This window comes from Ochrobactrum sp. BTU1 (assembly GCA_018798825.1).
Classification (GTDB): domain Bacteria; phylum Pseudomonadota; class Alphaproteobacteria; order Rhizobiales; family Rhizobiaceae; genus Brucella.
The window spans coordinates 513929-528529 of sequence record CP076356.1 but is presented as its reverse complement, the minus strand read 5'-3'; the positions used below and the strand labels follow the sequence as shown (position 1 = coordinate 528529).

Genomic DNA, 14601 nt, shown 5'->3' with positions numbered 1-14601 from the left:
GATGGTTAGCGTGGGAACTTACGAACATACGGCGGATTACTTATTCAAAGACGGTGCTCGCTGCGCGAGGCATTTATGAACTCACTGTAGACCTCTAGTATCCATTATCGCCCAGTTGATCGGCGGACCTGCAAAGCAATCCAAGAGTGTCAATTCGCACAGCGTAAGTAGCCCCGACTATATCGTTTCGACCCGAGCGGAACGCAAATTCATCGTTCGTTCGGGCTTAGCGTACTATTTTTGACTGCGCTTTTTCAGCCCCCTATAATGGCTATCATAGCGTTGTTGCCGACAACATCAGCAAAGACCGCAGAACACGGTTGCGCAAGCTCAGACGTTACCCAGAGCTGCGTAAGTTCGTCATAGAACAATTGGAGGCCCATTGGTCGCCGGAACAGATCTGCGGCCGACTGGTTAGCCATGGTCTAAGCGCAATACGTCTGTGTGCCGAAACAATCTATCGTTTCATCTATTCAAAGGAAGAATACGCGCTGAAGCTGTATGAACACCTGGCTGAGATGCGAACAAAACGCTGCCCACGCGGCACCAGAAGATCGCGCAGTTCCCGCATTCCAGAAGCCTTTCGTATTCATCAACGTCCTGATTTTATTGGCAATCGTCTGCAATTCGGCAACTGGGAAGGTGATTTCATTATCTTTGAACGTGACCTTGGAGAAGCCAATGTCATGACGCTTGTTGAACGCAAGAGCCGTTATTGCGTCATCATTAAAAATAGCAGCCGGCACTCAAAGCCTATAATGAACAAAATCATTCAGACCTTCGCCGCACTGCCTTATCACGCACGCCGCAGTTTTACCTTTGATCGTGGTTCCGAGTTTATGGCTTATCGGGCTTTGGAGGATGGAATGGGGGCAACAAGCTCGTTTTGCGACCCAAACTCACCATGGCAAAAAGGTGCGATCGAGAACATCAACAAGCGCGTTCGACGGTATTTACCCAGCAACACGGACCTAACGCTGGTTAGCCAGGTTCAGTTAACTGCCCTCGCCCACAATCTCAATGCAATCCCGCGCATGTGTCTTGGATTCAAGACACCCGCCGAGGTTTTTGCTACACTTTTGCAGGAAGCAGCTTAATCAGATACCCTCACCATAGGCATGATGTATTTGGGATAGCTTCTCCAAGGCGTTGTAGTAAAGATAAAAACTTGCATAAAATACCTGAAATACGTATATTACGTAATTAAAGGAGCGACCATTATGAAGCAATTCACCTTTTCTGACATGAATCGCCTGTCCGGTGAAATACTGGAAACAGCACTGATCGAGCCGGTTTCTCTCACGAAACGCGGCAAGGAAAAGCTGGTTATCGTTACAGCGGATGCCTACCGCCGACTTCTGGGGAAGCCGCAAGCAGATGCTTACGGTCTGTTTGATGCCCCGGATCATATACACCGCGAACTAATGGACGGACTGGATGCGATCATAAATGAAAGTGACACAGATGCTTGAACGCGGCCAGATCGTCAGGTTCTTCTATCTCTGGAAGTGGCAGGCAAAAACCGGCGAGGAATCCGGTCGGAAAGCGCGCCCGGTTTGTATCGTCATTCGCACGCCGGATAATCCCGCTCGGTTGTTCCTGTTTCCGATCACCTCACAGGAGCCAGACGCCAGCCGCATAGCTCTTGCCTTTAACCAGATTGAATGCAGACGGGCCGGATTGGCTTATCCTTGCTGGATTATTCTTGATGAATATAATCTCGTCGATCTTGATCACCCATATGACTTTGATGGCACCCGTCCATTAGGCGCGGTCAGCCCCGCGTTCCTCAAAGAAATCGCGAAGAAAATTCAATCCGCTGCCGCTGATGGTAGGTTGTCTGCGTTTCAACGATCTTAATAATCGGATTGTCATTTAGAACGCCGATAACGAATGTATAATGCTGTTTTGGAGCGCGCAAGAGTAACAACGATGGACCCACAATTTGGACGCGTTGATCCAGCAAACTATCTTGATTGCGCTAGCTGGATACACCACAAACAAAACAGTAACTGAAAAGGCCCTAGGCCGAAAGGGTATGCGATTCAAAGAATGCTACCCTGACAGACAACGGCGCTATGGTCTGCCTAAATGCCATAGCACTCTAATCCGGAACTTTTATCAAGCCACAATCGGGCTATGGCCCGAGCCCCTAACCATCTGGCGCCCGTGTTTCGTACGACCCACGGTTAAGAGAAGATCGAACAAGTGGCCTGACACAATTTGGTCCCGCGCTTTATGAGCTCAACATCGACAATATTTGCGCCAGTATTCCGCAGCCCAAATGCCGTGTCTTTGCAAGATTGTCTGGCCAAGGAATTGCGGCTGCGTGAAATCGATACGATCGAGCAGCAAATGCGTATGAGGTCAGCCTGGCTCAGTTGACTGCCCTCGCCCATGATCTCAACGCAACCCAGCGCAAGTGTCTTGGATTCAAGACACCCGCTGAAGTGTCAGCTTCCCCTTCGCAGGAAGCTGCATAATCAGATACCCTCACCATAGGGATGATGAAGTTGGGATAGCTTTTCCAACAACAGCAGACCCTATGTGAAGCCCTGAGAGTTGCCGAAATAGGGGCGCTTGCCGTTAGTATATTTCAGAAAATCGGGGTTCGTACACTTGTGGCATCAGACTCGGATTTCATTGAAGCGCCAGCAAATATCGCCCGAGAAACAGGAATTCAGGCGGAGTTTATGTAAGCCAGAAAATCCGAAAAATCCTATCATGTAAAAAAACAGGACTCACGCTGTGACGGTAAACATATGTATGTCGTATAGGCGCACTACGGCACGCACCGACTCTTCTCAGCCGCAAAAAATGCAAGATGTACTATGCCAGTTAGGACAAATGATGGAAAAATAGCATTTCATCTGTTCCGACAGGATTTTAGAATATCCGGTCTGCTCCTTCATACAGAATACGTATTTTCGGTTCATTTTGAGAAACGAAGCAAATCAAAGATACGCAAAAAATCTTTGCCCCATATATTCATTATTAACTATCTAAAGTAAAAGTCTATTTCTCCAAAAATGGCGCTATTGTTAATGACGGCACCGTTTTTGCCGGATGGAGTAACAATACCGTTGTTATAAAAATTCCATTTTAGGTTATTGATTTTTGGCTGAAAATTGCCTTGTGGAACAAGTTTAACATTTATATTTGTCATTCTAACGAGCTCATCAGGTGGAAGATCATGCCAATCATCGGTATAAGGCTCAAAGCATTCGAGGAGTAAGTTCATGGCAGATGGCATATCAACTGTTACCTTCGTTGATGCAAACTTAGAGCCAACAAATTCCATTGTATATGTATACGCATTTTCCGTTTGAGAAACGAACGATATTCGTGCTTGTAAGCTTTCCCCTGGCACTACTGAGACACCATCGCCTCTGACATAATTTTTATCGTCCTTAGTGTACCAGCAAGACACGTTCCAGCTCTTTTCATTGGGATCCCAAGTTAGTACAGGCTGGATCAGTCCTGCGCGGTTACTATCCGACTGCAGGCCATTCCATAAAAAAAGTGTTTTTTGGCCTGGATTTGGGGAAGTTGGAACGATCCAGGAAGTGGTGAACTCTTGGATTATTGGATCGGTTGCAGATGTTAAACCGACACTTGCCCACGCCGAATAGTTACCTATCATGCCCGTGATAGCTTTTCCCCCACCGAATTGTAGAGGCCGGTGACGCAATGTATTTGAGTTGGTCATTTATTTTCTCCAATTATTTTTATATTCATATTTTGTCATTTAGAAATGAAATCTTACTATATATAACTATTATATATTTTCCTTTTATATAATAGAAGGGAGGCAAGATAATAAAAACAAATATTAATGCTGTTGTAAATAGAAAAATAAACAATAAAAACTTATGCTGATGTCAACTTGCCGCGTTTCGTATTGATCGGATTGGGCTTCGCGAATACCCATTGCGTCGGTGGAATGCGCGGTTACGGCGGTCGTCAGCAAGAAACCCAACGCGTGCGACTTAAATTTGAAAATGAAAGCCTCGTTAGAATGTGCAGGGCGTCATGTTCGAAAAACTCGGCCCAAAAGAACTCGAACGGGATAGAGTATGCCAATGAATGGAATGATGTTTCCAGTCTGTTCGACCTGGGCGTGGCATTATGCACTGCTCTTTTTCCGATACCATCATCGAACCGACACGTTTACTTGAACGCTCTCCTTGGCCCTCTGCAATATTGCTGCATTTGGCCAGATTTGGCAGGTCTTCCCGTAGTGGCTTAAGGCTTAAGTGATCACATCACATTGCGATCGGAGCTTAGAGTGTACCACATGCGCTCCAGTATCGCATAAATTTGATCGTCGGATAGATCGAAACTGCTGCAAAACGGATGCGTTCGCTATCAATTTCCGCTCGAACATGCCATCAGCGCCGTCAGGGCGAGCGAGAGTAACACACCGAACCTCGATCGACTTTTAAGACGACCAACAATCCAAATGTAGAACAGAAAAAATTGAACGCTAATTCTCACGATATAACGATAGATCGCACGCATGCAGGGATGATCATCTTTGCGCTTGCGTTGGGTGGCTTCTCCATCGGAACAGTAGAGTTCGCCGCTATGTCTCTCGTACCCTACTTCGCAAGCGATCTGAATGTTGATCCCGCGGCGGCGGCTCATGCGATTTCAGCATATGCTTTGGGCGTCGTCATCGGAGCACCTGTTCTTGCAGCCTTTGGTTCAAAATTTCCTCGGAAAGCTCTGCTCATTACTTTGATGGGGTTTTACGCGTCTGCCAATTTGGCCGCTGCATTTGCGACGACCTATCCAACCTTTGTGGCTCTTCGTTTCCTTGCGGGCTTGCCACACGGCGCTTATTTTGGGGTTGCAGCCTTGGTTGCGGCATCCCTCGTACCGGTAAACAAGCGATCTTGGGCCGTCTCGATGGTGATGCTTGGGCTAACGTTCGCCACGCTGCTGGGAGTTCCGGGTTCGAGTTTCATCGGACAGAACTTAACCTGGCGATTTGCCTTCGGCTTTGCTGCATTTTTGGCATTTATGACAGCCATTCTTGTGCTTTTTCTTGCTCCCAATACAAAGTCGACGTCCCCTACAGGCGCGTTCGGTGAGCTTGCCGCACTCGGCAACAAGCAAGTATTATTAACGTTGAGCGTTGGTGCGATTGGCTTTGGCGGCCTATTTTCAGTTTTCACCTATGTTGCAAGTACTTTGCAGGAAGTCACTCGCGCTCCAGACTGGGCCGAGCCGTTAATGTTCGTCATTTTCGGGGCCGGGATGGTGAGCGGCACTTGGATCACTGGGCGAATAGCGGATCGTAACCTTCTCGGGACAGCAGCAATGCTGCTTTTGCTAGCCTTGGTCATGCTAATTCTGTACCCTTTCACCGTTCATAATCTCTGGTTGATGGCGCCTTGTCTGTTTTTTATCGGGTTTTCCGGATCACTGGGCTTACCCCTTCAGACCTACTTGATGGACGTTGCGGGTGATGCGCAAACCATGGCCGCGGCAAGTCACCACGCAGCTTTCAACATCGCCAATGCACTCGGCCCGTGGTTGGCATCAATCGCGATTGCTCTTGGCTGGGGTTACGCTGCGAGTGGCTATGTCGGCGCTTTGTTGGCTGCATGTGGATTGGTATTACTGCTTTTCGTTGCAAAGCAAGGCCGTACACAGCATAGAACTGTCATTCAACGAGCTGATAAGGCAGGCGGAGGGATGATTGATGTCGTTTCGACGCCATAACAATCCTGCCTTCATAATTCCATTGAGGGGCTACTCATAGTGCTCTTTGCTCGCCTGAGGGTAGCACTGTGAATTAGCTAAGCGCCCATTCTGGTGCTTCTGATTGAACAAGAGAATCCTCAATTCCGACCATTAGATCTGCCCAGGTTGGGTCCTCGGTAAAGCTGGCCAGCGAGCCACATGCAAGTAAGAGTGGCTGCTTACCTAGCCGTTCGGCAATGTGCATCGCACAACCAGCCTGTTCCAACTCGGCGAACGGATCCACCTCCGCAGGCCTTAAAACTCGGTGTCCCCATAAACAAGGCATCACATCCGCTTTAAGTTCGTCGGCGAACGAACCCAACCCAAGAACTTCCATCACTCGCCAAATCAAATAACGCATCAAGGGCAGATAGATGGTTTGTCTGCTTCCGCCGAGAGTTCTCACGCCTGGCAAGATCGAAGTGACCAAAAAGGCCGTCACCATATTGGGCACCAAGCGCCGTTCGCCTAGCGCACGGCGCAGGCTAGCGACATCGAATTTTACTACAAATCCTGGCTCGGCCTCGCTGAGGAGGGCCCCACCTTGCAGGCGAAGCGGGAGTATCCTGCCGCTGTCCATGCCCCAGAAAAGATCTGTTGTCCTCCTGATCCAGCCAGCCCAAGGTCCGGCATTCAAAATGTCCAATTCGGCAAGCAGCCGAGATGCGAATGCACCATCTCCGACATAGCAGCGAGCAAGCCAGGAATCCCGATCCGCTAGATGCGAAGCAACCAAATCAGCGACGTCGATGTCATCGAGCTGAAGGAAGTTGAACTCCGATGGAAACCAACGATCCCAGATGGCTAGGTTCCCCGCCTTTAAAGCCTCTGCTCCTGACGAAAACTCTTCAGTCGGCAGGTACCCCTTCAATCGCGCGGCGGAGCGATTTGCAGGCGCCTCGCCTTGGCGGCTGGAAAACGCAAACCTGTATGGCCCGCCAGGCGCGCATACGTTATATGGCACCATCCGGCTGCGTGTCAGGCCGAAGATGTTGACGGGTTCATGTTCCAAGTTTAACCAGCCAGGACCTTTCTTGGCTTTTTCGACAAATTTTACGGTCGAGACTGCGTAGGAAATATGCCATTGGCGGGCATGCTCTTTAAGACCCATCAACCCGAAAAGGTGTGTGTAAAAGGCGTCTGGCTCGATTGCGAGGAGGCAATGTGGCCCCGTCTGCATAATCGGCGCATCGCTGAGCTGTTGCCGTGCAGAAAGAGCTTGTTGTGGATCGAAACCCGCCTTTAAGGCTGCATGCTCGATACAGGCCTGAAGAAGCGACATGGCTTTCGTGCGATCACCACCTTTAACATCGTGTTGGCTTACATCATAAACAAACCGGGCATATTCGGTCAGCGGCCGCGTCCAGAACGGGACAATTTTTGGCATGAGGTACGACAGGGCGCTTACGGCACCGGCCTTTGAACATGGATTTAAACCCTGTGGAGTTAATTTATTCATCGAAGAGAGGACGCTTTCCTAGTGGCAGCAGCAGTCGGCATGCCGCGTACAAAGACAGGAGAACTACTGTTACAATCATGAAAACCCCATAGTTTGCGAAAACTGTTGAAGGCAAAATGGAATCGCCAAGCGCTGCCACGAGCCCGTAAACTATTAGGCCAAAACCCATGCAGGTGGCTTGGATCACTCCCTTTACGCGCCCTAGAAAACGAGGAGTAACGGTACGCTGAATTTCGACGTCAATCAGGATTCTCGAGATGTTGTAGACGACACCGAGGGCCGCAATGAGGGCGACTGCGGGAACAAACGACGGTACTGCGTAGAATGCGGACATCCCGGTGGCTGCCGCAAATAGCGCATATCGCAAAGCTCCCGTTGTTGGAGTGCGAAAATAGGCGGTCGTGAGAAGAATGCCAGAGACAACAGATCCAACTGCCCAGGCGGCTTCGAGATTGCCAAACTCGATTGACGTTCCCTGCATCTCCCGCAGAACGTAGCCTGAGAGCAAGGTGTTGATCAACATGCCAGTCGTGTAGATCTGAGCATAAATGATCGCAAGGTTTCTAAGTCCGCCCATTCTCCAGATCTGCGCCACACCCTCGGTCTCATGCTCAGCTTCCACCGGCACTTGATGGCTGCGCCGACCCTGCGTTGTGCGAACGGCTCTCCGTAAATGTTGCATCAACAGCGTGGATGCTATGAAGCAAAGGGCAATCGACCAGAATACGTAGCGATCAGACATCAAATCGAGAAGGAGACCGACGGCAAACGCACCAGCGAAGTTACCCGTCTGCATGCCAACGTAGGACCAGGCGTTGAAGGAGACAAGTCGGTCAGGGGGGCTGATCGATGGCACGATGGACTGGATCGCAGTCATATAGAGTCGATCAGCGGCAGAATATGATATCACCCCGATGTAGAGCGCGCTTGAGCTAATCCCTCCCGCAAGTGAAATACCCAGCATTGCAACAACAAGGATTCTCGCCAAGTCGGCAGCAATACAGACTACTTGTCTGTTCCATCGGTCGGCGATGATTCCGGTTGGACCGCTTACCACGAATTCAGTCACTGTGCCGGCGATCAGAAGAAGTGCAACGGCGCGAACGCTGTCGGTTGCAACCAGCATAATCCAGGCCGTTGCGACAAAGAAGGCGTTGCGGCCAACACTGAAAAAGAACATGCAAGCAAGAAATAGGCCGCGCGAGCGAACTATCATCTCGACTGAAATCTTTGTGATGATACCGGCCCCTCGGCAATCTCCTCGCCGACTGATCTTGCCGGCCGCCATGACCAATCAATATTGGGCCCAGTTTCTGCGTTGTTGAGCAAGGTGAAAGGTAGTTGCTCGTAACTAAATTCGGCGGGAATTGCCGGCCTAATCATCCCATTGACAAAATCCTTCAATGACCGCTCCGAGTTGGAGGAAACGATCGTATAAAAGTTTCCGCTGTTCCAGGTAACAACGGAGAAACGAAAATTCTGTCTCAGCGCTGCTATCGTTTCTTCCAGCCCAACTTCATAGTTCGACATGGTTTTCAGGATTTCGCTTTTTTTTGATGCAATCTGTGTACGGGTGAAAAAACGAGACTTGAACTCTTCATCCTTCTGACGCTCTCGACGATCATATTCCTCGCGTTTAGAGTGTGAGAGCTTCTGAATTTGAATGAATAAGCCATTCTCTCGAATTCTCGGCACCACGAAGGCCAGTTGGTTGTCACGGTCTGCCCCGTACATCTGAAATGTCGTGTCTTCCAAAAGGACATCAAAACCGTCTCGAAACGGGTGAAGATCGACATTACTCCAATAGCTTTCTTCGGTCAGATCGAAGAAAGGGCCATAGTAGAAATGGGCATTGCTACTTCCTCGATTTGCGTAAAAACTTTCGCGATTGCCGGCTGTCGGGCTACAGCAGAGGGTATTGAGGCGACCATCACCAAGCTTCGCCAGCGTACGCGCGAACGTGCCCTCTCCAGCGCCAAGAGTATAGACTGTCGCTCCTCGCCTGGTGCGCGCCCAGGCTTCCAAAGCGTAGGCAAGTATTGCAGATCCGAGACGGCACTCCTCCTCCACACGGAATGGTATGCTTGCGAAGTAATGGCTGTCAAAATGTCCCCAAAGCTGGCGATGGCTATCCCAGAACACAAGGCTATCTATGTCGTACTGAAGGAGGCCCTTGTCCGGCGAAGGTTTCATGAGACCAGGAGCGCCGGCGATGCCAGTTGCCGTATTATTGAAGAAGCATGCAAACGTGTTGAGGCGCGGCGCTTGCCGCCATTGTTCGATCGTCTTAGGGCTGACCACTTAGCAACTCCTTAGTAAGGATGCATTATTTACGTTCGCCCACCCTTTGATAATAGCAAAATATATTATTTAAAAATATATACGCGTAATTGTGTAAGGCGCAGATATCCAAATATTATTGTTCTTACGAAGAGACTCAATATCTTTTATCAAAATCTATTATCGATATTATTCGTAAACTTGGTCGCGGGCGATGCGACTATACATAATGAAATTAAAATCTTCGCCGATCAATTCCCAATTTATTATTATATTCTTGGGAATGAAAAATATCGCACTCCGGTGAACAGGTGTTTGGCGATTGCTTCCCGGGATTATTGAGTCTGTTTTCTCATGCCCTGCTCCGAGAAGCAGTTGATGGGAAAACACCGCCCACTTCGGTAGCAAATATGTTTCAGATGACGACGGGAGATGCGGGCGGGTAACATTGCCCCTCGAGGCTTCTCGGAGAGACTAGGGCTGACTGCCGTTATCAGATCCGCCGGCCTCATGGCGGGGCATGCATTACCCGGTCCACGTCACTCAAACGCCGGGTGGGCACGCTTGGTACGCTACCAAGATTACCACCAATTGCCCGCTAAAATATCGCCAATAGGATCAAAGGAGAATTCGCCGATACAATGGCCACCTGCACACCTAGTTTGAATAGTGTCGCAGGTGGCCATAGCTCGAGAACCTTGCGTGATCTAGGCGATGTATCGGGCTCGATTTATCTTCTCAACAGGTCATTAATTGCGCTTTCAATGAATACCGTGTCAGCATCATTCAATCCTTCGCCTGCAACGTGGCCCCAGTGGGATTCCAAAATCCGTAATTCCGCATTAGGGACTTGTGACGCTTCCCGAGCAGCATCTTCGACGGTAAAGTACAGATCGCTGGATGAAGGCATTATGATGGTGTCGGCCTTTATCGCACCCAATGCTTTGTCGAGATCGAACTGATACTTCTCATTTGCGCTAATATCTGCACGCTGCCCCGTCCATAAATGAGCAAGAATGTCGTTTGCATCACGCTTTAAAAACCAATTCTCCCAGAATCTTACAAGGAAATCATCAAGTGATGCATAACCAAGTGCTTTTTCGTCCAGTCGCTGGCGAAAAAATGCAGGAGAGAAACCCCATGCGGCGTAAATCCGAGCCGCGACGCGAAGACCGGCATTTGGTTGCTCTGAATAGACGCCATTGCAAAACTTGGCGTCCATCTCGATGGCCGCCCTCACACTGTCAAAGAACACATGAAAGTGCCGCGATGTACAGGCGGCACTCTGGAACGCGAAGAGACGTTTCACCATTTCAGGATAGGCTGAAGCCCATTCGAATGCCTGCGCCCCACCCAATGACCATCCTATGGCGAGGTGGACCGCATCGATACCGAACCTCTCCCGTAACAGTCGGTATTGCTGTTTGACGTTGTCGTAGATTGTAATGTGTGGAAAGCCGCCATTTGTCTTTGCGTTTGGTGTGTTACTGGGTGAGCTTGAAAGGCCGTTACCGAACATATTGGGTACAACGATGAAGTATTTATTGGGATCAAGCGCCCTTCCTATACCGATTAGCCATTCTGCATCCTCATGCGTAGCTGCAAAGGAGGTATTATAGACGATAACGTTGTTTTTCTTTTCGTTTAAACACCCATAAGTCTTGTAGGCAAGTCGCGCGCCGGCCATTTGTCTCCCTGATTGCAACGTGATGCAGCCGAGTTCGAAAACGTCATGTTTCAATTCAGTATCTCCATTGACGAGCCTGCATTAAAAGCAGCGCTACTGCGGGAAAAATAGCCGAGATAAACAAAGTTGCCCGAAGACCGATGGCGTCTATTGTCTGACCGCCAATGAACGATCCGGTTGCGATGGCGATGTTAAAGACCGAGACAAAAAGTGCGGTCGCAATTTCAATGGCCGATGGTGCGGCTTTCATCATCCACGACTGTAGAGTGACGGACACCCCACCATACGCTAGGCCCCACAAGACGAGCAGGCTGATTGCAGGAGCAGGTGTCCCGCCCAAAGCCGCAAAACCAAGAATTGCAGTCAATAGGCCGATAGCAATTGTGCCAAGAGAAATCCCGAGCCATTTTCGGGCAATAGTGCCTAAAAGAAAGTTTCCGATAATTCCTGCTAACCCAAAGATAAATAGTAGTCCGGCGATCCATTCAGGGGAAACCCCAGAAATTGTCTGCAAAGCAGGGGTGATAAACGTGTAGGCCATGAAATGCCCTGCCACGAGCATCCCTGTCAGAAGCAATCCAAATTGAACTGACGAACGCTTTAGTTCAGCAATAAACTGCGAGGGGCGAATAGATTGAGCAACAGGCAGACAAGGTAGGACCCACAAGCTAAGACAAAGGACTATCGCGCTGAATACTGCCATCGCACCAAATGCCCATCGCCAACCGAAGGAATCCCCAATCATTGTGCCGACCGGGACACCAATTACCGAAGCCGCTGCGACACCGCCAAAGATTATTGCCGTCGCCAATCCGACCGATTGAGTGGGTGCCAACCGCGGCGCAAGTCCACCAGCAACTGCCCATATGCCGCCCATACAAATCCCGACTGCGGTGCGCGCTAAAAGCAGCCATAGGAACGTTTGCGCCATGGCAGATGCAATATTTGCCGCAGTCAGTAGAAGAAGTAGACCTGCAAGAATATGCCGCCTGTCGATGTCGCTTGCCACAATGACTACAAAAGGCGCAAAGAAGGCTGCAAGAATTGCAGGGACTGAGACGATCAACCCGGCGGAACCGACTGAAATATTCAGTGCTTCTGCAATCGAGGTGATCGGGCCCACCGGTAGCATTTCCGTCGTCACGACTGCAAACGTTGTGAGGCTCACAACATAGACAGCTGCCCATCTTCGGACTCCCTCCTTGAGGGTTTGCTCCGCTATTAGTTCCAAATCAGTTTCCTTTCATCTCAGGGTGAGTAAGCCTCGCCGCTCTAGATGAAGTGCTTTACTAGGTCTGATAAATCTATAAAGTAGGTTACATTCGCAACAGATGGGACATTTTGGATACAATGCTCGATCATTTTGGAGATGTGTTGGCATTTGTCCGTGTAGCAGATACGGCAAGTTTCACGCAGGCTGCCGCCCGGCTAGGCATCACTCGTTCAGCGGTTGGAAAGAGTATCGCTCGGCTTGAGGATAATCTTGCGACACGCCTTATCCATCGAACCACGCGGAGTGTGAGTCTGACAGAGGAAGGCAGACTGTTTTACGACCACGCTCTTCGTATCCTTTGCGAGGTTGATGACGCAGAGGCGACACTTGCTGAGCGCAATCAAACGCCAAAAGGGCGACTTCGCCTCGACATTCCCACCGCATTCGGTCGACTGCATGTCCTGCCAGTGCTTCAACGTTTCCTCTCCCAGTGGCCAGATCTAGAAGCAGACGTCACATTCTCGGATGACTATTGCGATCTCGTCAGTGACGGAATAGACGTCGCTATTCGTATTGGCGGACCGACTGACAGCGGTCTGATCCGCCAAATTCTGGCCCCTCACCGTTTTATCACCTGCGCCTCGCCAGCCTATATAGAACAGCATGGAACCCCATTGAGCATCGACGATCTTCAATCTCACCAGAAGATCGTGTTCACCTACGCAAATTCGTCAGTGCCATGGCGTTATCAGATAGGGGGAGAGCTGCGCGAGATTGCGGTTCAAGGAGGCTTAAGGCTCAACAACACCGAAGCAATTCGCGACGCCGCGTTGAACAGTCTTGGCATCGTTCAGCTTGGCGCCTTTCTCGTCGGCGAAGATATCAGGCAAGGACGCCTTTTGCCCCTACTGCAGGAGTTCTACCGAGACGAACATCCTATTTCTGCCGTCTATCCTACACGCAGGCATGTCTCGCCGAAAGTGCGGAGATTTATCGAGATGATCCGAAAGGAATGGATGGCCAGACCGCCTTGGGAGTAGTTTCCGCAGGCCACTATCTTGAAATATGCAACTTTGCAAAATAAAACTTTAGGTCTTCGTTTTGCACCAACCAAGTACTGAATCCAGAGCCCCTGAAGGCATGAATTCTCCTATCGGTTCATTCGCCATCTCTGCTGCTCCCGATCTGTCGTCAGGCAGGTTATGGTTACGGTTATGATGTTTTCGAGACTTAGGAAACGCTGTAAAATTTAACATAGTGAAGCTAAGCTCAGCTACGTCACCATGATGCGTAATCGCATTGGCGCGAGCCTACTCCAGGCATATCAGAGACGGGAAACAATCATACTCCCGAAAAGCTGACTCAAAAGTATGACGCTAGCAAGCGCAACACCGAACGACATGAGCCAGTTTATCTCCGCCCGAAGCAATAGCCGCTCCCGAATACTAAGCAAACCTGCATCACGACGCCGTTGCTGGCGATGTGTTAACATTATTGCACACAGCGCAAAAAAGAACATAGGCAGATACCCGAACAACAATCCCGGCAACTGTCGTAATGTCGCCGAACCAGAACTGATATTGACCATGAATTTCAAAACTGCGAGCTGGTGCTGATAGGGCATAAAACTAAACAGCAAACCTGAAATGGCGAGCGCATAGAAAATTGTGTGGCGGATCCGTAACGTCACCGGCCAGTCAACGAGCGGTGCTGGCGGTGCAGTATTGGTCTCAAGAGCCCAGTCCTTCGTGCTTTTCCCGAGAGACCGGTTGCGATCATCATCCCAAAACCGGCGATAGGCCATACGCTGTAATACGAAAAGCATGACAACCGAAAGGAAGGGGATAATGACATATAGCAACGCTACGGCACCGGCGTTGCGTTCAGTCGATCCGCGCAGCATCGCAACTGCAATCCACCCACCGAACAATGAAGCCCAACCCACGATGAAGAACGCAACTACAACCACCGCTCGCCGCATTCTATGTCCGTTCATCCAGCGATGCAGTCGGTCTAGTGCCCCGATCGGTCCAGGTGGAGGAATTTCGGTCATGCTTTGTGCAACCCCCGGGATTAGAAGCCAACGCAAAACGCTAACGTTGCATTGACGTGGTTCCTTCTTGAATTCACGGAACTATCCTCAAAAGGGAAGCATTAAAAGCCAAATATGATCGAAACCGTAATTTGTTTCTTGTGCTTGTCGGAAGAAGC

At 49.8% G+C, this 14601-nt stretch carries 12 protein-coding genes and 1 pseudogene; 6 read left to right on the top strand and 7 right to left on the bottom strand.

Features of this window, described 5'->3' with window-relative positions:
* The first annotated feature begins 236 nt into the window (after positions 1 to 236).
* The 4 genes and pseudogenes from KMS41_21545 (at position 237) to KMS41_21530 (ending at position 2352) form a co-directional block, all read left to right on the top strand.
* Positions 237 to 1097 carry an IS30 family transposase gene (locus KMS41_21545; protein ID QWK81158.1) on the top strand — a complete coding sequence of 287 codons (861 nt, stop codon included), beginning with the start codon at positions 237 to 239 and terminating at the stop codon, positions 1095 to 1097.
* A gap of 123 nt (positions 1098 to 1220) precedes the next feature.
* The gene (locus tag KMS41_21540; GenBank protein ID QWK80344.1) at positions 1221 to 1472 is read left to right on the top strand and encodes a prevent-host-death protein; all 252 of its coding nucleotides are present in this window, start codon (positions 1221 to 1223) and stop codon (positions 1470 to 1472) included.
* Positions 1465 to 1860: a hypothetical protein gene (locus KMS41_21535; GenBank protein ID QWK81157.1), complete on the top strand. Its 396-nt coding sequence runs from the start codon at positions 1465 to 1467 to the stop codon at positions 1858 to 1860. The genes KMS41_21540 and KMS41_21535 overlap by 8 nt, the downstream gene beginning before the upstream one ends.
* Positions 1861 to 2169: 309 nt before the next feature.
* Positions 2170 to 2352, top strand: a pseudogene (locus tag KMS41_21530) (ISNCY family transposase).
* 646 nt (positions 2353 to 2998) lie between these two features.
* Here the strand turns inward: KMS41_21530 and KMS41_21525 are convergent.
* A complete protein-coding gene (locus KMS41_21525) occupies positions 2999 to 3709 on the bottom strand; it encodes a hypothetical protein (GenBank protein QWK80343.1) in 711 nt (236 codons plus the stop codon).
* Positions 3710 to 4479: 770 nt separating this feature from the next.
* Here KMS41_21525 and KMS41_21520 point away from each other — a divergent pair.
* The gene (locus KMS41_21520) at positions 4480 to 5730 is read left to right on the top strand and encodes an MFS transporter (GenBank protein QWK80342.1); all 1251 of its coding nucleotides are present in this window, start codon (positions 4480 to 4482) and stop codon (positions 5728 to 5730) included.
* A 73-nt stretch (positions 5731 to 5803) separates the two neighbouring features.
* On the opposite strand, the gene KMS41_21515 is transcribed toward KMS41_21520, so the two are convergent.
* The 5 genes from KMS41_21515 to KMS41_21495 form a co-directional block, all read right to left on the bottom strand.
* Positions 5804 to 7210, bottom strand: a complete 1407-nt coding sequence (locus tag KMS41_21515; GenBank protein ID QWK80341.1) for a hypothetical protein — start codon at positions 7208 to 7210, stop codon at positions 5804 to 5806.
* Entirely contained in the window at positions 7203 to 8426 is a 1224-nt protein-coding gene (locus KMS41_21510) for an MFS transporter (GenBank protein ID QWK80340.1), read from the bottom strand. The genes KMS41_21515 and KMS41_21510 overlap by 8 nt, the downstream gene beginning before the upstream one ends.
* Positions 8423 to 9511, bottom strand: a complete 1089-nt coding sequence (locus tag KMS41_21505) for a class I SAM-dependent methyltransferase (GenBank protein ID QWK80339.1) — start codon at positions 9509 to 9511, stop codon at positions 8423 to 8425. The genes KMS41_21510 and KMS41_21505 overlap by 4 nt, the downstream gene beginning before the upstream one ends.
* Before the next feature lie 709 nt (positions 9512 to 10220).
* A complete protein-coding gene (locus KMS41_21500; protein QWK80338.1) occupies positions 10221 to 11231 on the bottom strand; it encodes an alpha/beta fold hydrolase in 1011 nt (336 codons plus the stop codon).
* 1 nt (position 11232) lies between these two features.
* Positions 11233 to 12309: an MFS transporter gene (locus KMS41_21495; GenBank protein QWK81156.1), complete on the bottom strand. Its 1077-nt coding sequence runs from the start codon at positions 12307 to 12309 to the stop codon at positions 11233 to 11235.
* A 218-nt stretch (positions 12310 to 12527) separates the two neighbouring features.
* On the opposite strand from KMS41_21495, the gene KMS41_21490 reads away from it, so the two are divergent.
* Positions 12528 to 13430, top strand: coding sequence for a LysR family transcriptional regulator (locus KMS41_21490; GenBank protein ID QWK80337.1), 903 nt, complete (start codon positions 12528 to 12530; stop codon positions 13428 to 13430).
* Between the two features lie 284 nt (positions 13431 to 13714).
* Here the strand turns inward: KMS41_21490 and KMS41_21485 are convergent, their stop codons facing one another.
* Positions 13715 to 14443 carry a hypothetical protein gene (locus KMS41_21485; protein QWK80336.1) on the bottom strand — a complete coding sequence of 243 codons (729 nt, stop codon included), beginning with the start codon at positions 14441 to 14443 and terminating at the stop codon, positions 13715 to 13717.
* Between the last annotated feature and the right edge of the window lie 158 nt (positions 14444 to 14601).